The organism is Blastococcus atacamensis, from assembly GCF_002938425.1.
Lineage (GTDB): Bacteria > Actinomycetota > Actinomycetes > Mycobacteriales > Geodermatophilaceae > Blastococcus > Blastococcus atacamensis.
In genome coordinates, this window is record NZ_POQU01000017.1 from 1 (window position 1) to 20,141 (window position 20,141).

Genomic DNA, 20,141 nt, shown 5'->3' on the forward strand with positions numbered 1-20,141 from the left:
GCGGGGGACAGGGGGCGGCGGGGTCTTTCGCCGGTTCCGCGCGCACTAGTCTGGCTCGTCGTGTCCGCGCAGTCGTCGAGTCGTCCTGAGCCCGAGCCCGTGCCCGCGGCCGTCCAGGAGACCGTCCGCCGGCTCGTGGAGCTCTCCCCGGTCCTGACCGAGCTGGGCGAGCGCTTCGCCGCTGCCGGCTTCGAGGTGCACCTGGTCGGCGGGTCCGTGCGTGACGCCCTGCTGTCCGCCGGTGCCGGCGCGATCCGCGTCCCCGGCGACCTCGACGTCACCACCGACGCCCGCCCCGAGCAGGTCCTCACCCTGCTCCGGGGGTGGGCTCGTTCCACGTGGAACACCGGCATCGCCTTCGGCACCGTCGGCGCGGACATCGGCGGTGAGCGCGTCGAGATCACCACGTTCCGCGCGGACCGGTACGACCGCGAGTCCCGCAACCCCGAGGTGGCGTGGGGCGACTCGCTCCTCGACGACCTGGTACGCCGGGACTTCACGGTCAACGCGATGGCCGTCAGCCTCGGGCCCGACCGGACGGTGACCGATCCCTTCGGCGGGCTCGGGGACCTGCTCGCACGGCGGCTGCGAACCCCCGGCACGGCCGAGGAGTCCTTCGCCGACGACCCGCTGCGCATGCTGCGTGCCGTCCGGTTCGTGGCGCAGCTCGGCCTCACGCCGGCCGAGGAGGTCGTCACGGCGATGACCTCGCTGGCCGGGCAGCTGGCCCGCATCACCCCGGAGCGGGTGCAGACCGAGCTCTCGAAGACCCTGCTGCAGGACTCGCCGCGCGCCGCGCTGGAGCTGTTCGTCTCCACCGGCCTGGCCGACGTCGTCCTCCCCGAGCTCTCCGCCCTCCGCATGGAGATCGACGAGCACCACCAGCACAAGGACGTCTACACGCACTCGCTGACCGTCCTCGACCAGGCCATCGAGCTCGAGAAGGCCGACCCCGACAGCGGCTCCCCCGACCTCGTGCTGCGCCTGGCCGCGCTGCTGCACGACATCGGCAAGCCGGCCACCCGCCGGCACGAGCCCCGTGGCCGGGTGTCCTTCCACCACCACGAGGTCGTCGGGGCCAAGCTGGTGCGCAAGCGGCTGCAGGCGCTCAAGTACTCCAAGGAGGTCGTCGAGGCCGTGGCCCGGCTGACCTTCCTCCACCTGCGGTTCCACGGCTACGGCAAGGGCGAGTGGACCGACTCCGCCGTCCGCCGCTACGTCACCGACGCCGGGGACCTGCTCCCCCGCCTGCACAAGCTGGTGCGCTCGGACTCCACGACCCGCAACAAGCGTCGGGCGGCGGCACTGGCGGCCACCTACGACTCGCTCGAGGAGCGGATCGCGGTGCTGGCCGACCAGGAAGACCTCGCCCGTGTCCGCCCCGACCTCGATGGCAACGCGATCATGGAGATCCTCGGGGTGGGGCCGGGTCCCGAGGTCGGCGCCGCGTGGCGCTTCCTCAAGGACCTGCGCCTGGAGCGCGGGCCGCTGGACCCGGAGGACGCCGAGGCCGCGCTGCGCGCCTGGTGGGCGGAGCGCTCGGCCTGACCGAGGGATCCGGCGACGGCCGGCTCCAGAAGCCGGGTGCCGATGCCGAGATACCTGTCGTGCACCCGCAGGCCCCCGACGACCGCGGCCCCTCCCTGCCCGCGTCCCCGTCCGGGCGCGTGCCCCAGTGGGTGGTGCAGGAGGCCGCCGGCGGGGGCCCGGCCCCCGAGCCGTGGCGCGGCGCCACCCCGCCGCCTCCGCGCCGGCGCCGGTGGGGCGTGTGGAGCGGACTGCTGGTCACCGCCGCCGTGGCCGGTGCCGTCACGCTGGTCGACCCGTCGGAGCTGCCGTGGGGGCAGCGGCTGCCCCAGGCCTCCCCCGGGCCCCCGGCGACGTCGTCGCCGGCCCGGCCCACCGACCGGCCGAGCCCGAGCGGGCTGTCGGTCCCCCTGGGTCCTCCTCCGCTCCCGCCCCCGGTCCGGGGTACGCACGGTTTCACGACGTTCCAGGACGACGGCGTGACCCCCGTGGCCTACGACCCGTGCCGCACCGTCCACTACGTCCTCCGCCCCGACGCCGCGCCTCCTGGCGGGGAGCAGCTGGTGCACGACGCGCTGCTGCGCGTCTCGGAGGTCACCGGCCTGGTCTTCACCTTCGACGGCTACACCGACGAGCCCCTCACTCCCGAGCGGGCGGTCTACCAGCCCGATCGCTACGGCGACCAGTGGGCGCCGGTGCTGATCGGCTGGCAGACCGAGGGAGAGAACCCCGCCCTGGCCGGTGACGTCGTGGGCGAGGCCGGCAGCGTCGCGGTCTCGCTCGGCGACGGGCCGCGGGTGTTCGTCAGCGGCACGGTCAGCCTGGACTCGGTGCAGTTGCCGGAGATCCTCGGGGAGCGCGACGGTCCGGCCGTCGTCCGGGGCATCGTGCTGCACGAGCTCGGCCACCTGGTGGGCCTGGCGCACGTCGACGACGACGGCGAGCTGATGTACCCGGAGGCCCGGCGGTCCGTCACGGACTTCGCCCCGGGCGACCTCACCGGCCTGGCCACCCTGGGCGCCGGGCCCTGCGTGCCCGAGCTCTGAGCCCTCCGACGTCCGTGAGGCCGGGGCCGCTCAGCGCCGGGCCATGCGGGTGTGCAGCACCGCCGTGAGCACGTAGCCCGCGCCCACCACCGCCAGCAGCGGCGGCGAGACGCCGGAACCCGGCAGGACGAAGGCGGCCGCGACCAGGGCCGCGACGTAACCGACGTTGACCACCGTGTCGTACACGGAGAACACCCGGCCCCGGTGGTCGTCGTCGATGCGCTCCTGCAGCGTCGCGTCGACGCAGATCTTCACGCCCTGGCTCATGAACCCGAGCAGGAACCCGGCAGCCACCGCCGCTCCGGGCTGCAGCAGCAGACCCAGGCCCAGCTGGGCCAGGCCACCGGCCACGAGCAGCAGTGCGGTCCAGCGCCGGGTGCCGATCCGGGCGACTCCCGCCGGGGTCACGCCGGCCGCGAGGAGGGTGCCGGCGGCGCCGGCCGTGACCACCTGGCCCAGGCCGGTCAGGCCGCCGGGGAAGAGCCCCGTGCCGGCCGAGAACGTGGAGCGGTGCAGCAGCAGGGCCATCAGCGTCAGGACGCCGAACAGGCAGCGGTGCAGCCCGATGGCCGTGAGGGCCGCGCGGGCAGGCCGGTCCCGCCACGCGTGCCGGGCGCCCGACGCCATCCCGGCGAGCACCTGGCCGGCCGTCAGCAGAGCCGTCCGGGCCGTGGAGTCCGGGCCCAGGGAGGCGCGGTCGAAGCCGGACACCACCGCGGCCGAGGCGAGGTAGGGCAGGGCGGCGACCAGCGCCAGGACGGCGTAGCCCGCATCCGCCGAACCCGTGACCGGGAGCAGCACCAGGGCCACGCCGCCACCGGCCACGGTGGCGACGGACCCCGCCGTCGTCGACAGCGCATTGGCCCTGACGAGCGAGGGGACGTCGGTCGTGTGCGGCAGGCCCGCCGACAGCGCCGCGAGGACGAACCGGTTGACCGAGAAGACCGCCAGTCCCGCCGCGTAGAACGCCGGGCCCTGGACGCCGGTCAGGATCAGCGCGGCCACGGCGGCCACCAGGCCCGCACGGAGGAGGTTCGCCCGGACCAGGACCTGCCGGCGGCTCCAGCGGTCCAGCCAGACCCCCGCGAACGGCCCGACGACGGAGTAGGGCAGGAGCAGCACGGCGAAACCGGCGGCCACCCCGACCGGGTCGGTGGCCCGCTGCGGGTTGAAGAGGATGGTGCCCGCGAGAGCGGCCTGGAAGACGCCGTCGCCGAACTGCGCGAGCAGCCGGGTGCCCAGGAGTCGGCGGAAGTCGGGGCGGGTGAGCAGGCCGCGCAGCGTCGTCCCCGTCGTGGCCACGCGGCCAGACTAAGGAGGGCCGGTCCTCCCGCCGTCGTGCCGCGAGCGCGGCCCGCACCCGGAGCGGTCCGGTGGGGCACACTGGGGAAGATGTCCCCGGTGCCCGCGTCGCCCGATCCCGAGTCCGGTCCGCCCAGCCGGCCCGTGACCGGCCGTCGCCGCGCGCCGGCGGTCCCGGCCCTGTCCATCGGGTGCCTCGACGACGTGAGCGCGGGCAGCCTCCTGGTGGCGATGCCGTCGCTGCAGGACCCCACGTTCGCCGGCACGGTCGTCTACGTCCTGGACCACTCCGACACCGGGACGCTGGGCGTGGTCCTCGGGCGTCCCAGCCAGGTGGAGATCCGCGACGTGCTACCCGGCTGGTGCGACCTGGCTGTGGCGCCGGGGGTCTTCCACGTGGGCGGACCGTGCGAGACCGACACCGCGCTGTGCCTGGCCACCGCCGGTGCGCCGGACCCCGAGGCGGGGCTGCGGCCGGTGGCCGGTGACGTGCACCTGGTCGACCTGGACGGGGACCCCGCCGCGCTGGCCGGCCGGCTCACCGGTCTGCGGGTCTTCGCCGGCTACGCGGGCTGGTCCCCGGGTCAGCTCGCAGGGGAGATCGCCGAGGGTGCGTGGGCCTGCGTCCCGAGCCGCCCGGGTGACGTGCTCGGCGACCTGTCCGGGCCGCAGCTGTGGCGCGAGGTCCTGGGCCGTCAGACCGGCCGGCTCGCGGTGCTCTCCACGGCGCCGGCGGATCCCGCCGCCAACTGAGCGGTCGGCGCGCCGCGCGAAGAGCTGCGCGTCGGCGCACGGTCTGGTAGAAAAGATGTCGGGAAGGGCGGTCTGGGGAAGAGACCGCCCTTCCCACTTTTCTGCCCTCAGCCGGGTTCGGCGGCGAGCGCGCGAACGGACAGCGGGATCCCTGTTCAGAGGCCGAAGGCCGCCGCCACCCGCGGGTGGTCCGCCGTGGCCGCCGTCTCCTCCTCAGCGGGCAGTGCCACCCGCCGGGTTCCGTGGTCGGCCAGCGTGAGCGTGACGTCCAGGCCGCTGTCCGGAAGCGTGGCGCGGTACTGCACCAGCGTCCGGTCCCCCGCGTCGACCGCGACGGTCCGCCCCTCGCGCAGCCGGTAGACGACGGTCGGACGCCCGTCGATCGGCTCCTCGGCGTGCCACCGGTACGGCCCGTCGAGGAACAGCGCCGGGTCGTCCGCCTCCGGTTGGGCCAGGTTGAGCAGCATCTCGACCAGGACGTCGAGCAGCTCCGGGTCCTCGGGATCGGCCGGCAGCGCCCGCCGCAGGTAGGCCGCGTCCGGCGCGCCGTCGGCGGCCAGCGCCTCGGGCAGACCGGGGACGTCGCCGGACCACAGCTCGTCGCGGTCGAAGAAGAGGGTGCGGGCGTCGTGCTCCTCGTCGTCGACGACGGTCACCGCCTGCGCCCGGCCGATCCCGCGGCGGAAGTCGACCTCGCCGGTGAGCTCGAGCAGCGCGTCGTCGCCGACGGGCACCGTCACGACGAAGTCCGCGCCGCCCTCCTCGTGGTTGCGGTGCAGCAGCTCGGCCAGGATCCGTGCCTCGTCCTCGGTGACCGGCTCACCGGGCGAGCGCTCGTCGGTGGAGCAGCCGGCCAGGGCGAGGGCTGCGAGCGCGGCCGCGCACGCGCGAGGGGCGAGCGGGCGGCGGACGGGCATGGCGGAAGCGTAGGGAGCGCGGGCCCTCATCCCCGGGAGGAACGCGCAGGGCCCGCATCTCGCGAGGAGATGCGGGCCCAGGTGACGCGCTGCCTCCGGACGGGGTCCTTACGCGATGTCGCCGCGGATGAACGCCTCGACGGCGTCGCGGGCCTCGCTGTCGCTGTACTGGACCGGCGGGCTCTTCATGAAGTACGACGACGCCGAGAGGATCGGGCCGCCGATCCCGCGGTCCTTGGCGATCTTTGCGGCACGCACGGCGTCGATGATGATGCCGGCCGAGTTCGGGGAGTCCCAGACCTCGAGCTTGTACTCGAGGCTCAGCGGGACGTCACCGAAGGCGCGGCCCTCGAGGCGGACGTAGGCCCACTTGCGGTCCGAGAGCCACGGCACGTGGTCCGACGGGCCGATGTGCACGTTGTCCTTGCCCATGTCCCGGTCGACCTGGCTGGTGACCGCCTGGGTCTTGGAGATCTTCTTGGACTCCAGGCGCTCGCGCTCGAGCATGTTCTTGAAGTCCATGTTGCCGCCGACGTTGAGCTGCATCGTGCGGTCCAGTTGCACGCCGCGGTCCTCGAAGAGCTTGGCGAGCACCCGGTGGGTGATGGTGGCTCCGACCTGGCTCTTGATGTCGTCACCGACGATCGGCACACCCGCGGCGGTGAACTTGTCCGCCCACTCCTTGGTGCCGGCGATGAAGACGGGCAGGGCGTTGACGAACGCGACACCGGCGTCCAGAGCGGCCTGGGCGTAGAACTCGGCAGCCTGCTGGGAGCCGACCGGCAGGTAGCAGACCAGGACGTCGGCGCCGGACTCGCGCAGCGCGGTGACGACGTCGACCGGAGAATCGTCGGACTCCTCGATCGTCTCGCGGTAGTACTTGCCCAGACCGTCGAGCGTCGTGCCGCGCTGCACGTTCACACCCAGCGGCGGGACGTCGCAGATCGTGATGGTGTTGTTCTCGCTGGCCACGATGGCCTCGGAGAGATCACGACCGACCTTCTTGGCGTCCACGTCGAACGCGGCGACGAACTCGATGTCGGAGACGTGGTACTCGCCGAACCGGACGTGCATCAGGCCGGGAACGGACGCCGTCTCATCGGCGTCCCGGTAGTAGTGGACGCCCTGAACGAGCGAGGCGGCGCAGTTACCGACACCGACGATGGCGACCTTGACTGACCCCATGACTCTCCTTCTCTCCCTGGACCGTTGGTCCGGTGTACGTGAACCGCGAGCGGTCCGGTGATGGCGAACGGCCGGGCCGGGGGGCCCTGCCGCCTGGTTCAGGTGGTGCCGGGCGGCTCCGACGCCGGTTCCTGCGAACCTCCGTCGACCTCCCCGCGCGCAGTCGGGGGCTCCGTCGCCTCACGCCGCTCTGTCGAGGGCTCCGTCGCCTCACGGCGCTCGCTGTCGATCAGCTCCGAGAGCCAGCGGACCTCGCGATCCACCGAGTCCAGGCCGTGCCGCTGGAGTTCGAGCGTGTAGCGGTCGAGTCGTTCGCGGGTGCGGCTCAGCGAGGCACGCAGGCCCTCCCGCTGCCGCTCGACGGTGCGACGACGGCCCTCGAGGATCCGCAGCCGGACGTCGCGGGCCGTGTGCCGGAAGAACGCCAGGCGGACGCCGAAGGACCCGCCGTCGTCGTAGGCCTCCGGGCCGGTCTCGCAGACGAGCTCGTGGAAGCGCTCCTTGCCCTCCGCGGTGATCGTGTAGACGACCTTTCCGCGGCGGCCGGTGAGCGGCGGGGCGTCGGCCGGCAGGAGGGCACGCGGCGTGGGCTCGTCGGTGGTGATCAGCCCGGCCGCCTGCATCCGCCGCAGGGCGGGGTAGAGCGAGCCGTAGGAGATGCTGCGCAGCCCGCCGAGGACGGCGGCGAGCTGCTTGCGCAGTTCGTAACCGTGCATCGGCGACTGGTGCAGCAGACCGAGGATGGCGAACTCGAGCATGTCGCCCCTCCGTCCCTCTCCTGTCGATGTATCGCCACGATACATCGCGGGGAGCGCCTGCTGCGCGGCGGTACGGTGGGGACGGGTGTGCTCGGCGCGACGCATGTCGCCGCGGGAGAGACACCATCCACGGCGTGCCGTGCGTACATTGGCGGCCGTGCCCGGACGTCGATCCGTCGTGGACTACTCGCTGCAGCGGCGAGCCGTCCTCGCCGACGTGCACGCCGGGCGCACCGGTCTGTTCGAGGTCTGCGACGCCAGCCCGTACCTCTCGCGGGCGGCGAAGTACCACGGACAGCAGACCGACGAAGCCTGCCCGGTGTGCCGCCGGGACCGTCTGACCCTGGTCAACTACGTGTACGGCGACCACCTCGGCCCCGTGGCCGGCCAGGCCAAGACGGAGGTCGAGCTCGCCCGTATGGACACGGCGCAGGACGAGTTCTCCGTGTACCAGGTCGAGGTGTGCCGCAGCTGCGGATGGAACCACCTGAACTGCTCGTACGTCCTCGGTGCCGAGCCGGAGCCTGGGCGCCAGCCCCGGCGGGGCCGCCGCCGGGCGGCCACGGAGAAGTAACCGGTCGGTCGGTCCACGGCCCGCGAGCGCGGGCAGGGACCGGCGGCCTGGCGGGTCCGACCCGCTCCCACAGCTGAAGACGCTCCACAGCGTCCGGGCAGGTGCCCGGCGCCCATGACAGCCAGGAAGGGGTGTGCTCGTGCCCAGCCACGACGAGACCTCGCCCGTCGCACCGCGGTCCGGCTCCGTCCGCCGGCCGCCGGCCACGCGTACCCGCAGCACCGGAGGCGGGGGCGGCGCCGCCGGCCGCCCGCGTCCCCCGGCCGGCGGTCGTGGCCGTCCGCCGGTCCCCCCGCGCGGGGGGACGACGGCGTCGCGCGGGGGCACGACGGCCTCCCGTGGTGGCACGACCGCGGCCCGCGCCGGTGCCCCCGGCCGTCCGCCGGCCCGTCCGGCGACCAAGGGCAAGGCCACTCGCACCAAGAAGCAACGCCGCAAGCGCCGGCTGAAGGTCGCCGCCGGCGTCATGGGCGGCATGCTCGCGCTGCTCTGCGTGTTCGTCGGCGTCGTCTACGCCACCACCGAGGTGCCGAGTCCCGACTCGGTCTCCACCAAGCAGACGACGATCATGTACTACTCCGACGGCACGACGGAGATGGCGCGGCTCGGGGACGAGAACCGCACGAACGTGCCGCTGGACCAGATCTCGGAGTCGGCGCAGCGCGCCGTGCTCGCGGCGGAGAACCGCAGCTTCTACTCCGACCCGGGCATCTCCTTCACCGGCATCGTGCGCGCCGCCTGGAACAACGTCAGTGGTGGCTCCACCCAGGGTGGCTCGACGATCACCCAGCAGTACGTGAAGAACGCCTTCCTGACCTCGGACCAGACGTTCAGCCGGAAGTTCCAGGAGCTCTTCCTGGCGATCAAGCTGGACAACAACTTCTCGAAGGAGCAGATCCTCGAGAACTATCTCAACACCATCTACTACGGCCGGGGCGCCTACGGCATCGAGGCGGCGGCGAACACCTACTTCGGTGTGCCCGCCGCGCAGCTGACCGCGCAGCAGGGCGCCGTGCTCGCCGTCCTGGTGCGCAGCCCCTCGGCCTACGACCCGGAGGCCAACCCCGAGGGTGCGCAGGACCGCTGGGGCCTGGTGCTCGACGCGATGGTCGAGGAGGGCTGGCTGACCGACGGCGAGCGCGAGGCCTCGGTCTACCCGCCGGTCGCCCCCAAGGGCGGTTCCACGCTGGGCATGCCCGAGGGGCCGGAGGGCCACATCGTCAAGGAGGTCCGGGCCGAGCTCGAGGCGCGTGGGTATGACGAGCAGCAGATCAACGCCGGTGGCCTGCGGGTCACCACCACGATCAGCAAGCCGGCGCAGGACGCGGCGGTCGCGGCGGTGGATGCGGTCATGACCCCGGAGCAGCCGCAGAACCTGCGGCAGGCGCTGGTCGCCATCGACCCGCGCACCGGCGGCGTCGTTGCGTACCACGGTGGCCGGGACGGTGTGGGCACCGACTACGCACAGGCCCAGCGGCAGCCGGGCTCCTCGGTGAAGCCCTACGTGCTGGCGACCGCACTGGGGCAGGGCATCGGCATCCAGTCCCGGCGCGACGGCAGCGACGACCAGGAGTTCCCCGACCGGCCGGGCAAGCCGGTGGTCAACTCCGGCGGCGCCAGCTGCGCGGCCTGCACCCTGACCGAGGCGATCACCCGGTCGCTGAACACCACGTACTACGGCCTCGCCTACGAGGTGGGCCCGGAGAACGTGCGGGAGACCATCCTCGCCGCGACCGGGCTGCCCGAGCAGTGGCAGGGCGGTGCCCTCGCGGAGGGTCGCACCTTGGCCAGCGAGTCCGGTGCCACCGGCTCCTCCATCGGCATCGGCGAGTACGAGATGCGCCCGATCGACCAGGCGCAGGGCTTCGCCACCCTGGCCGCCGGTGGCGTCTACCGTCCGGCGCACTTCGTCACCAAGGTGACCGACAGCAGTGGCACGGTCCTCCTGGAGAACGCCGGTGAGCCCGGTGAGCAGGCGCTGCCCGCCGACGTGGCGAACGACGTCACGGTGGCCACGAAAGGCGTCGCGTCCTACTCGAAGCGGGCGCTCGAGGGCGGCCGCGAGGTGGCCAGCAAGACCGGTACCCAGGGCCTCAACCGGACGGACAACTCCGACGCCTGGATGGTCGGCTACACGCCGTCCCTCTCCGCTGCGGTGTGGGTGGGTACCGACTACCGCGAGCCCATCAAGGACGCCTCCGGACGGATCATCTACGGCGCGGGCCTGCCCGGTGCCATCTGGCAGCGTTTCATGAACGCCGCGCTGGCCGGAACGCCCAAGGAGAAGCTGCCGGACAAGGCGCTGATCACCGGCGACTCGGGCAAGGGCGTGGCCGCGCCGACGACCGAGGCCCCGGCCCGGGTCACCCAGGACGCGCCGGTGGCCACCACCCGGGCACCCGCGCCGACCACGGCACCCACGCCGACCCCGACGCCCAGCCCGCCCGCGGGGTCCGGCACCGGGACCGGTGGAGGTGGTCCTGGGACCGGCGATGACGGCACCGGGACAGGCGGCGATGGCACCGGCGGCGACGGCACGGGCGGTGACGGAACCGGCGGTGACGGTGACGCGCCCGGCGGCGGCGGCGCGGACGGCGGTCAGCCGGCACCCGGTCAGCCGGCACCCGGTCAGCCGGTCTTCCCGCCGCGCCCCAACTGATCACCGCGGGGCCATCCCGCACACTGCACGCATGAGCACCGCACCCACGGGCCCGTCCGCCACCGCGGACGGGCCCGTGGCCGTTCCACGTGGAACGAGACTCCCCGACGGGCCGGACCGGGTGGTGCCGACCTGGACCGACCCTGTCGCCCGGCAGGCCAGCGAAGCAGTGGGCGGGCCGTGGGGCCGGTTCGCGGTGACCGGCCGGGCACTGTTCTGGACGCCGCTGCGCGTCTGCCTGCTGTTCGCCACGTTGGCGCTCGCCGTCGCCTGGGTCAAGCAGGCGCCGTGCGCCGACGGCGACTGGACGGGGAGCGTCCAGTACACGCACTTCTGCTACTCCGACACCATCCCGCTGTTCGGGCTGCACGGCCTCGACGACGGCGCCCTCCCCTACCTGGACAGCGACGTCGAGTACCCGGTGCTCACCGGCGGCTTCATGGCCACGGCCGCGGCGCTCGCCGGCCTCTACGACCGGGCGGCCGGCGCCTCGTCGCTGCTCCCCTCGGTGCCGGTGGTGCAGAGCTACTACGTCGTCACCTGCCTCCTGCTCACCGTCTGCGCCCTCGCCGTCGTCCGGGCGGTGCTGGCGTTGGCCGGCCGGCGGCCCTGGGACGCGGCGATGATCGGGCTGTCCCCGCTGCTGGTGGTGCACGCGTTCACCAACTGGGACCTGTTCGCGGTGGCCCTGGCGACCCTGGGGATGTGGGCCTGGGCGCGCGACCGCCCCGTGCTGGCCGGCGTCCTGCTCGGCCTCGGCGTGGCGGCCAAGCTCTATCCGGCCTTCCTGCTGGGCGCGCTCTTCCTTCTCTGCCTCCGGTCGGGACTGCTGCGCGTCTGGCTGCGCACCACGGTGGCCGCGGTCGGCGTCTGGGTGGCGGTGAACGCCCCCGTCGCCTGGCTGGCGCCGGAGAACTGGGGCCGCTTCTTCCGGCTCAACAGCGTCCGCCCGGCCGATCCTGACTCGCTCTGGTACCTGGCGCTGCACCTCACCGACGACCGGATCCTCGACGGCCCGCTGGCCGAGGGACAGACCCCGGTGGCGCTCAACGCGCTGGTCGCCGTGGCACTGCTCGCCGGCGTGGCCGCGGTGGGGTGGCTGACCCTCTCGGCGCCGGTCCGCCCCCGGGTCGCCCAGATCGCGTTCCTCCTGGTGGCCGTCTTCCTGCTCACCAACAAGGTCTGGAGCCCGCAGTACTCGCTGTGGCTGCTTCCGCTGGCCGTGCTGGCGCGTCCGGGCTGGCGGTCGCTGCTGCTGTGGCAGGCGACCGAGGCGCTGCTGTGGGTGCCCCGGCTGCTCTGGTACCTGGGCCCGGACAGCCGCGGGGTGGACGTCGAGTGGTTCCACCTCGCGGTGGTGCTGCGCGACCTCGCCGTCGTCGTGCTCATGGCGCTGGTCGTGCGCGACGCGCTCGATCCCGACCGGGACGCCGTGCGCACCAGCTGGCCGGGCGTCGACGACCCGGCCGGCGGGCCGCTGCAGCACGCCCCCGACACCTACGTGCTGCGCAGTTCAGCCCAGCGCGTCCCGTAGCAGGGCGATCTCGGCGGCGTGGCTCGCGGCGTCGCCCGGTGTCTCCAGGACCACGGGGCAGTCGGCGGCCCGCGCGACCTCCACGAGCAGCTCGGCCGGGATCTCGCCGTCGGTGATCGGGGCGTGCCGGTCGCGGCTGGAACCGGCCGGGTCCCGGCTGTTGTTCAGGTGCACCAGGTCGATCCGCCCGGTGATCGCCCGGACGTCGGCCACGACGGTGGACAGGTCCCAGCCCGCGGCCCACGCGTGACAGGTGTCGAGGACGAACCCCGCGCCGAACTCGCCGACGCCGTCCCAGAGCCGGGCCAGCGCGTCCAGGTCGCGGGCCATGGCGTTCCCGCCGCCCGCGGTGTTCTCGATCAGCACGGGGACCGGGAAGCCGCCCTCGTCCGCCTGCCGGGAGAAGGTCTTGCGCCAGTTGTCCACGCCGGTCGCCGGATCGTCCGCGGCGAGGACGTGGCCGCCGTGCACCACCAGCCCGCGCGCTCCCACGGCGGCGGCGGCCTCGGCGTGCGTGCCGAGCAGCTTGCGGCTGGGGATCCGGATGCGGTTGTTCGTCGTGGCCACGTTGAGCACGTAGGGGGCGTGCACGACCACCACCAGCCCCGAGGCCCGCAGGTCCTCGGCGTCCGGGCGAGGCTTCGGCGCCGTCCATCCCTGCGGATCGGCGAGGAAGACCTGGACGCCGTCGGAGTCCATCTCCGCCGCGCGGGCCAGCGGCCCACCGGTGTCGAGCTCACCGTCGTCGGTGAGACCGGCGCCCACGTGTACGCCGATCGGGTGCCAACCCATGCGTGCTCCTGATTTACTCGACCACTTCGAGGTTTACCCGTATCGCTTGCGTCACATCATCGTTGAGTGCGTGACGGGGGTTACTCACCGGTAGTGGTGTGACGTCGACGTGGAGGTAGCAGAACATGGCAACGGGTCGCATCCGTCGCACAGCCCGGAGAGGCATCGCTGTGGCGGTCCTCGCCTGGATCGGCGTCGTCACCGCGTCCGTGACCTCGGCGCCGGTCGCGCAGGCGGCCCCCACCGCCACCGTGCCGATCCGGGACCTGACGCAACTGGTCGTGTCGGTCGACGAGGGCGGCACGGTCACCTTCGTCAACGAGATCCAGGACAAGACGGTGAAGGTCGGCGGCGGCGGTCTGCTCCCCTCGCTGGTCGACGTCACCGCCAAGACCGACGTCACGCTCACGCTGCCGTCCGGCCAGAAGCCCCTGGCGCCGGGCGCGAGCGTCGCCGAGAGGTTCGACCGCAGCTGCGTCGCCGGCTGCTGGCTGACCTTCACCTACCGCTACGAGAGCCGCGCGGCCCTCACCCAGCCGCTGCTTGACGCCACCGCCAGGCTGCTGCCCCCGCTCCCCCGGCCGCAGCCGCTGGTGGTCAACACGATCCTGCCGCTGCCGAACCTGCCCGGCGTGAACCTCCCGCAGTTGCCGGCCGTCCAGCTGCCCGAGCTGCCGCAGGTCGAGGTCCCCGTGGACCCGGGCCAGGACCCGGAGACCCGGCCCACGGATGACCCAGCCCCCGACGTGACGCCGGGTGCGAAGAAGTCCACGGGTGAGCAGTACCAGTACCCGATGGCCGGCTCCGTGCCGATGTCGGCCGGCACCCGGAACGCGGTCGCGGCGTTCGATCCCGAGCGGTTCTTCGTCGCCGGCACCGGCTCGGGCGCGGGTGACCGCTCCGGCGCCGGCTCGGTCGCCGGCTCCGGCGGCATGGCCGGTTCCTACGACGGCGCCTCGGTCCCGGTCTTCGGCCAGCTGGCCGGCCTGGACGGCGACGCCCTGGACGAGGGGAACGCCGAGACCGCCAGTGCGTCGACGGACCAGCCGGTGGCCCTCCCCGCGGCGGCACTGGCGGCGGTGGTCGCACTGGCCGCCGTCACCGCGGCGCTGGTCCGCACCCACCAGGCGTCCCGCGAGACGCGCTGAGGACGGTCCCCACTCCCCGCACGCGCAGGGCCCCGGAAACGGGGCTGACCGTGGCCGTCGTCCCCTCCGGGGGCGGCGGCCGCGGTCGTTCCCGGCCCCTGTGGACGGCGGGGGAGGGCCGGAGCGCGGTCGCTGGTAGCCTGGACCTGCGCGTTCCGTCTCTCGTGGGAGCCTCGGGGCGCGCGACGCATGTACGACCCTCCTGCTGCAGATCTCCTGCAGCCGCTGAGACCAGAGGAGGTGGGGTTCTCCGTGCGCAATTACGAACTGATGGTCATCCTCGACCCCGATCTCGAGGAGCGCACCATCGCTCCCTCGCTCGACCGGTTCCTGACCGTGGTCACCAACTCCGGTGGCACCGTCAAGACCGAGATCTGGGGCCGCCGTCGGATGGCCTACGAGATCAAGAAGCAGGTCGAGGGCATCTACGCCATCATCGACATCCAGGCCGAGCCCGCCGCCGTCCAGGAGCTGGACCGCCAGCTGAACCTGAACGAGTCGGTGCTCCGCACGAAGCTGATGCGGCCCGAGGTCCACTGACCATGGCCGGCGAAACCGTCATCACCGTGATCGGCAACCTCACCGCCGATCCGGAGCTGCGCTTCACGCCGTCGGGTGCTGCCGTCGCCAACTTCACGGTGGCCTCGACGCCCCGCACCTTCGACCGTCAGTCGCAGGAGTGGAAGGACGGCGAGGCGCTGTTCCTCCGCTGCAACGTGTGGCGTCAGGCCGCGGAGAACGTGGCCGAGTCGCTCACCCGCGGCTCCCGCGTGATCGTCAGCGGTCGCCTCAAGCAGCGCTCCTTCGACACGAAGGAGGGCGAGAAGCGCACCGTCATCGAGCTCGAGGTCGACGAGATCGGCCCCTCGCTCCGCTACGCCACCGCGAAGGTCACCAAGGCCTCCCGCGGTGAGGGTGGCGGCGGCGGCTTCGGTGGCGGTGGCGGCGGCTTCGGTGGCGGCGGTGGCGGCGGCGGCGGTGCGAGCGACCCCTGGTCGACGCCGGCCGGCCCGTCCGACGAGCCTCCTTTCTGACGAAGGACCCCCTCGCTCCCCACGCCTCGCTCCGCTCGGTGTTGGCCCCTGCGAGGGGGCCGTTCCATCCCCTTACTTTCTGACTCTCTCTGGAGAACCAGGTGCCCAAGCCTCCTGTTCGCAAGCCCAAGAAGAAGGTCTGCCAGTTCTGCAAGGACAAGGCGACCTACGTCGACTACAAGGACACGACCCTGCTGCGGAAGTTCATCTCCGACCGCGGCAAGATCCGTGCCCGCCGCGTCAGCGGCAACTGCAGCCAGCACCAGCGTGACGTCGCCACGGCCGTGAAGAACAGCCGTGAGATGGCGCTGCTGCCCTACACCTCCACGGCGCGCTGATCATGAGCACCATGAAGCTGATCCTCACGCAGGAGGTCACCGGTCTCGGGTCCTCCGGCGACTCCGTCGAGGTCAAGGGCGGCTACGGCCGCAACTACCTCCTGCCCCGCGGGCTGGCCATCGTGGCCACCCGGGGTGCCGAGAAGCAGGTCGAGTCCCTCCGCCGGGCGCGGGCGACCCGCGACGTGCGGTCTCTCGAGGAGGCGCAGGCCGTGGCCGGCCGTCTCACCGGGCTGACCGTCCGCGTGCCGGCTCGCGCCGGTGACGGCGGCCGCCTGTTCGGCCGGGTCACCACCGCCGACGTCGCCGCCGCGGTCACCGCGGCCGGAGGCCCGGAGCTCGACCGTCGCCGGATCGAGCTGCCCAGCAGCATCAAGACCACGGGCCAGCACACCGTCACCGTGCGGGTGCACCCCGAGGTCACCTCTCAGCTGACCGTCGAGGTCGTCGCCGGCTGATGCCGGCGAGCCGCTGAGCGGCTCTGCACCGCCCGCGAGGGGCGTCGGACCACCGTCCGGCGCCCCTCGCGGCGTTCCCGACCGCCACGGGCCCGTGGGGGGTCGTGCGGGGGCCTCACGTCGCAGGTCGGCGGCCCGCCGCCGGGCGCGCCTGGGCGGCCGGAGACGGCTGGCGCGCCCGTGTGACTCGTGGTGCGCCGCACGAAAAAAACTGGGGTCCGATTTCCCGTCCACACCCCCGGGACGGCGTCCTCGCAGCTCAGGGCCGCGGTCCGGCTCGGTCGCCGCCCTGTGTCCCCCGACTTCTCCACATGTCGACACGCGTCCGTCCACCGACTTGTCCACAAGTTGTGCAGATCGGCGTGCACAGCGGTGGTGGACCGGGCCGCCCGCCTTCCCTAACGTCCTCTGCACGCCACCCGGACACGGGACTGTCAGTCCCCTGCGGTAGGCAGAGACCGAACAGGTGTTCGGTCCGGTGCAGTCCACCGAGCTCGCGTACTTCCCCTGCGCGCAGTGGTGTCGTGGGCGCGCCCGCAAGGAGATGGAGGTACCCCCGTGGCGGTGGCCGACGAGTTCAGCCGTCCGTCGGTGACGGCGCCGGCGTACGACCGGCAGCCGCCGCAGGACGTCGCGGCCGAGCAGTCGGTGCTGGGCGGCATGCTGCTGAGCAAGGACGCGATCGCCGACGTGGTCGAGGTCCTGCACGGCAACGACTTCTACCGGCCGGCACACCAGGTGATCTTCGACTGCATCATCGACCTCTACGGCCGTGGCGAGCCCGCCGACGCGATCACCGTCGCCGCTGAGCTCAACCGCACCGACCAGCTGTCGAAGATGGGTGGCGCCGTCTACCTGCACACCCTGATCGCCTCCACGCCGACCGCCGCCAACGCCGGGTACTACGCCGCGATCGTCGCCGAGCAGGCGGTGCTGCGCCGGCTGGTGGAGGCCGGCACCCGCGTGGTCCAGCTCGGCTACGGCGCGGCCGGCGGCAAGGGCGACGTCGACGACATCGTCGACCGCGCCCAGCAGGAGATCTACGACGTCACCGAGAAGCGCATGAGCGAGGACTACTCCCGCCTCGAGGACGTCCTGCAGCCCACGATGGACGAGCTGGACGCGATCGCCTCCCGGGGTGGCACCGCCCGGGGCGTGCCCACCGGCATCCGCGACCTCGACGAGCTCACCAACGGCCTGCAGGCCGGCCAGATGGTCGTCATCGCGGCGCGACCCGGTGTGGGCAAGTCGACCCTCGGACTGGACATCGCGAGGTCGGCGACGGTGAAGCACGGCATGCCGGCCTGCATCTTCTCGCTCGAGATGAGCAAGCACGAGATCACGATGCGTCTGCTGTCGGCCGAGGCGAAGGTACCGCTGCACCACATGCGCGCCGGCACCCTGTCCGACGAGGACTGGGCGAAGCTGGCCCGCCGCATGGGGGAGGTGGCCGACGCGCCGCTCTACATCGACGACTCGCCCAACATGACGATGATGGAGATCCGGGCCAAGGCTCGGCGGCTCAAGCAGCGCAACGACCTCAAGCTCATCGTCATCGACTACCTCCAGCTGATGACCTCGGGCAAGAAGGTCGAGAGCCGCCAGCAGGAGGTCTCGGAGTTCTCCCGTGCGCTCAAGCTGCTGGCAAAGGAGCTCGAGGTTCCGGTCATCGCCATGTCGCAGCTGAACCGAGGTTCGGAGCAGCGTCAGGACAAGAAGCCGATGCTGTCGGATCTTCGCGAGTCGGGCTCGATCGAGCAGGACGCCGACATGGTCATGATGATCCACCGCGAGGACATGTACGAGAAGGAGTCCCCGCGAGCGGGCGAGGCCGACATCATGCTGGTCAAGCACCGCAACGGCCCCACTGCCAACGTCACGGTCGCCTTCCAGGGCCACTACAGCCGCTTCGTGGACATGGCGAACTGACCAGTCGGAAACGCGACCCCTGGCGCGGCGCGGGGCGGGACTGGTAGTCCTGTCCCGACGCCGAACGGATCGGGGGGACCGTGGCCGGTCGAGCGCAGGGTGCCCGGTGGCGCTGGATCCTGGCGGCGCTGGTCGTCGTCGGCGTCGGGGCCGGCGCCTACTGGCACCTGTCCCGCGATGCGCTCGCCGACCCCGCTACGGTCGAACTCCCGCCGCAGGCCGCCGAGCCTCCGGCCGTTCGCGAGTACTTCGCCGGTCCGGGGGCGCCGCTGCTGGCGCTGCTCGACCAGAGCAGCGCCCTGCCGGCCGAGACGACCGCTGAGGTCTGCGGCCGGATCGCCCAGGACCTCGACGCGATCGGCCCGCCGGACGCGCTCCTGGCCGCCGCTGGGGCGGTGCCCGATCTTGCGGTCAGGGACGCGACCGTCAACCACCTCGACGCCGTCGCGGGCTACCTCGAGGACTGCGGGACGACGCAACCGATGGCGCGGCACGCCGAACAGGCGAAGTTCACGTCCACGGTGCTCAGCCGGTTGCTCGTCCGCGCGGGTGCCCGGTGAGACCGTCTGGCACCGGCGGCGGACGGCGGGTCGGCGCGCTGCTGCACGAGCTCGGCGCCCCGGTCCTGGCGCTGGTGACCATCGCGGCCGGACTGGTTGCCGGCGCACATGCCGCGAGCGCTGAGGTGCCCGACGGTCCGGTGTCCTGGCTGGCCGCCGGCGACTCGTACTCGTCTGGGGAGGGTATCCGCGGGACGGGCATGGACGGCGATCCGCGTACCTGCGCACGGTCGGACCTCGCCTACGGCCCCAAGGCCGCCGGCATCCTGACGAGCCAGCGGGGATGGGTCATCGGGCCGCTGTCCTTCCCGGCGTGCAGCGGGGCCACCCTGGACGAGTTCTACAACCCCGGCGCCGGCCAGCACGAGGCACAGTGGCAGCAGGCTCTGGCTGCCGCGCCACGCGGCGGGCGGTTCGACGTGGTGACGCTGTCCTTCGGTGGCAACGACGTCGGGTTCGCCGATCTGCTCACCGGCTGCATGGCCAGCTGGGGGAAGGGCTTGAGCTGGACCGGCATGGTCGCGCGCGGTCGGTCCTGCGACGTCGACTCGGCCGACCTCGAGGCACGCATCGACGGCCTCGTCGCGGGGAGGTCGACGGTGCATCCCGGCGTGACCTACGGCGAGGGCACGCACCTGACGCTGGCCGGTTTCTACGAGCAGGTCGTCCGGGAGAACGTGTCAGCCGACGGCGTCCTGGTCGTCGTCGGCTACCCGCAGCTGTTCGCCGACACCGGGGACTGGGGTGACTGGCGAGGGCGCTCCTGCCATCTGATCGACCGCGGCGATGCCGACCTGCTCAACGCCGCGGGCGACCGCCTGGACGAGGCCCTGCGCACGGCCGTGGCGGACGCCAACGCCGCACTGGGGGATGACCGCGTGCGGTTCGTCGACCGCGGCGACCTGTTCGCCGGCCACGAACTCTGCTCCGGCTCGATCGAGTACCTGAACGGCATCACGGTGACCGAGCGCCTCATGCACTCGTTCCACCCGAACGACATCGGCCACCAGATCACCGCGGAGCAGGTCGCGGGCGAGGTGGAGGCCCACCTGGGCTCCGTCGCCGCGTCACCTACCACCGCGCCGCCGACCACCGCGCCACCGACCACCACCGTTCCGACACCCTCAGCGGCGCCGAGGACGTCCGCGACGCCCATCGACGACGGCACCTCGGACTTCAGCATCGGCGACCGCTTCGTGTCGGCCTGCGTCGTCGCCTGGCCGACGGCACCCACGTACACCAGCGACTCGATCATCATGACGATGGATTGTCGAGCGGCACCCGAGCAGTTCACCTTCACGCAGGTGACCCTCGGCGACCCGGAACTGCCGATCACACCCGGTACCGGCGTCGTGCAGGTCGACGGGGTGATCGTCGACTATGCCCAGTCCACCTACGGCTTCCGGACCCTGGTCGTCGAGGCGGACAGCGTCACCTGGTGACGCGACGGTTTCTGCTCGCCCGCGTTTCACGGGAAACGGCGACCGGTTGGCTTTTTCAGCCAATTGGTTGGGCGCCACATCACTTTCAGCTAGGAACAACACTCCCTCAGTCATCGGAACCCCCGTGCCCTCTCGCTCATGGCGCCGGACGACCGCGTCGGTCGTCGGCACCCTGGCCGTGACGT

The 20,141-nt window shown here is 72.7% G+C and carries 19 protein-coding genes; 14 read left to right on the forward strand and 5 right to left on the reverse strand.

Annotated elements, in window-relative coordinates:
* Positions 1–99: 99 nt before the first annotated feature.
* Positions 100–1,548 carry a CCA tRNA nucleotidyltransferase gene (locus tag C5508_RS06525; RefSeq protein ID WP_104524143.1) on the forward strand — a complete coding sequence of 483 codons (1,449 nt, stop codon included), beginning with the start codon at positions 100–102 and terminating at the stop codon, positions 1,546–1,548.
* Positions 1,527–2,573 (forward strand): matrixin family metalloprotease, encoded by a 1,047-nt coding sequence (locus C5508_RS06530; RefSeq protein WP_232796963.1) that lies wholly within the window; start codon positions 1,527–1,529, stop codon positions 2,571–2,573. Before C5508_RS06525 ends, C5508_RS06530 begins: the two co-directional genes overlap by 22 nt.
* Positions 2,574–2,603: 30 nt before the next feature.
* Here C5508_RS06530 and C5508_RS06535 read toward each other — a convergent pair whose 3' ends face one another.
* The gene (locus tag C5508_RS06535) at positions 2,604–3,875 is read right to left on the reverse strand and encodes an MFS transporter (RefSeq protein ID WP_104524144.1); all 1,272 of its coding nucleotides are present in this window, start codon (positions 3,873–3,875) and stop codon (positions 2,604–2,606) included.
* 90 nt (positions 3,876–3,965) lie between these two features.
* Between C5508_RS06535 and C5508_RS06540 the strand changes: the two genes are divergently transcribed.
* Positions 3,966–4,628, forward strand: a complete 663-nt coding sequence (locus C5508_RS06540; protein ID WP_104524145.1) for a YqgE/AlgH family protein — start codon at positions 3,966–3,968, stop codon at positions 4,626–4,628.
* A gap of 155 nt (positions 4,629–4,783) precedes the next feature.
* Here C5508_RS06540 and C5508_RS06545 read toward each other — a convergent pair whose 3' ends face one another.
* From C5508_RS06545 to C5508_RS06555, 3 genes are all read right to left on the reverse strand, one after another.
* Positions 4,784–5,545, reverse strand: a complete 762-nt coding sequence (locus C5508_RS06545) for a hypothetical protein (protein ID WP_104524146.1) — start codon at positions 5,543–5,545, stop codon at positions 4,784–4,786.
* A 108-nt stretch (positions 5,546–5,653) separates the two neighbouring features.
* Complete coding sequence (locus C5508_RS06550; RefSeq protein WP_104524147.1) at positions 5,654–6,730, reverse strand: inositol-3-phosphate synthase; 1,077 nt, start codon at positions 6,728–6,730, stop codon at positions 5,654–5,656.
* A 98-nt stretch (positions 6,731–6,828) separates the two neighbouring features.
* Positions 6,829–7,488 carry a PadR family transcriptional regulator gene (locus C5508_RS06555; RefSeq protein ID WP_104524148.1) on the reverse strand — a complete coding sequence of 220 codons (660 nt, stop codon included), beginning with the start codon at positions 7,486–7,488 and terminating at the stop codon, positions 6,829–6,831.
* 157 nt (positions 7,489–7,645) lie between these two features.
* Between C5508_RS06555 and C5508_RS06560 the strand changes: the two genes are divergently transcribed.
* The 3 genes from C5508_RS06560 to C5508_RS06575 all read left to right on the forward strand — a co-directional run bounded on the left by C5508_RS06560 (position 7,646) and on the right by C5508_RS06575 (position 12,255).
* Positions 7,646–8,062, forward strand: coding sequence for a DUF5318 family protein (locus tag C5508_RS06560; protein ID WP_198597928.1), 417 nt, complete (start codon positions 7,646–7,648; stop codon positions 8,060–8,062).
* 139 nt (positions 8,063–8,201) lie between these two features.
* On the forward strand, positions 8,202–10,721 hold the full coding sequence (locus tag C5508_RS06565; RefSeq protein WP_232796964.1) for a transglycosylase domain-containing protein: 2,520 nt from the start codon (positions 8,202–8,204) through the stop codon (positions 10,719–10,721).
* A 31-nt stretch (positions 10,722–10,752) separates the two neighbouring features.
* Positions 10,753–12,255, forward strand: a complete 1,503-nt coding sequence (locus C5508_RS06575; protein WP_198597929.1) for a glycosyltransferase family 87 protein — start codon at positions 10,753–10,755, stop codon at positions 12,253–12,255.
* On the opposite strand, the gene C5508_RS06580 is transcribed toward C5508_RS06575, so the two are convergent.
* A complete protein-coding gene (locus tag C5508_RS06580) occupies positions 12,235–13,047 on the reverse strand; it encodes a deoxyribonuclease IV (RefSeq protein WP_104524151.1) in 813 nt (270 codons plus the stop codon). The two genes, C5508_RS06575 and C5508_RS06580, sit on opposite strands and share 21 nt — an antisense overlap.
* A gap of 170 nt (positions 13,048–13,217) precedes the next feature.
* On the opposite strand from C5508_RS06580, the gene C5508_RS06585 reads away from it, so the two are divergent.
* The 8 genes from C5508_RS06585 to C5508_RS06615 all read left to right on the forward strand — a co-directional run bounded on the left by C5508_RS06585 (position 13,218) and on the right by C5508_RS06615 (position 19,956).
* The gene (locus C5508_RS06585) at positions 13,218–14,195 is read left to right on the forward strand and encodes a hypothetical protein (protein ID WP_104524152.1); all 978 of its coding nucleotides are present in this window, start codon (positions 13,218–13,220) and stop codon (positions 14,193–14,195) included.
* A 252-nt stretch (positions 14,196–14,447) separates the two neighbouring features.
* Positions 14,448–14,735: a 30S ribosomal protein S6 gene (rpsF, locus tag C5508_RS06590; RefSeq protein WP_104524186.1), complete on the forward strand. Its 288-nt coding sequence runs from the start codon at positions 14,448–14,450 to the stop codon at positions 14,733–14,735.
* Between the two features lie 2 nt (positions 14,736–14,737).
* Positions 14,738–15,229 carry a single-stranded DNA-binding protein gene (locus C5508_RS06595; RefSeq protein WP_104524153.1) on the forward strand — a complete coding sequence of 164 codons (492 nt, stop codon included), beginning with the start codon at positions 14,738–14,740 and terminating at the stop codon, positions 15,227–15,229.
* 101 nt (positions 15,230–15,330) lie between these two features.
* Positions 15,331–15,567, forward strand: a complete 237-nt coding sequence (gene rpsR, locus C5508_RS06600; protein ID WP_014378671.1) for a 30S ribosomal protein S18 — start codon at positions 15,331–15,333, stop codon at positions 15,565–15,567.
* 2 nt (positions 15,568–15,569) lie between these two features.
* Positions 15,570–16,025: a 50S ribosomal protein L9 gene (gene rplI / locus C5508_RS06605; protein WP_269801767.1), complete on the forward strand. Its 456-nt coding sequence runs from the start codon at positions 15,570–15,572 to the stop codon at positions 16,023–16,025.
* A 558-nt stretch (positions 16,026–16,583) separates the two neighbouring features.
* Positions 16,584–17,954, forward strand: a complete 1,371-nt coding sequence (dnaB, locus tag C5508_RS06610; RefSeq protein ID WP_104524154.1) for a replicative DNA helicase — start codon at positions 16,584–16,586, stop codon at positions 17,952–17,954.
* 80 nt (positions 17,955–18,034) lie between these two features.
* Positions 18,035–18,514 carry a hypothetical protein gene (locus C5508_RS19465; RefSeq protein WP_157944012.1) on the forward strand — a complete coding sequence of 160 codons (480 nt, stop codon included), beginning with the start codon at positions 18,035–18,037 and terminating at the stop codon, positions 18,512–18,514.
* On the forward strand, positions 18,511–19,956 hold the full coding sequence (locus C5508_RS06615; protein WP_157944013.1) for an SGNH/GDSL hydrolase family protein: 1,446 nt from the start codon (positions 18,511–18,513) through the stop codon (positions 19,954–19,956). Before C5508_RS19465 ends, C5508_RS06615 begins: the two co-directional genes overlap by 4 nt.
* Positions 19,957–20,141: the final 185 nt, after the last annotated feature.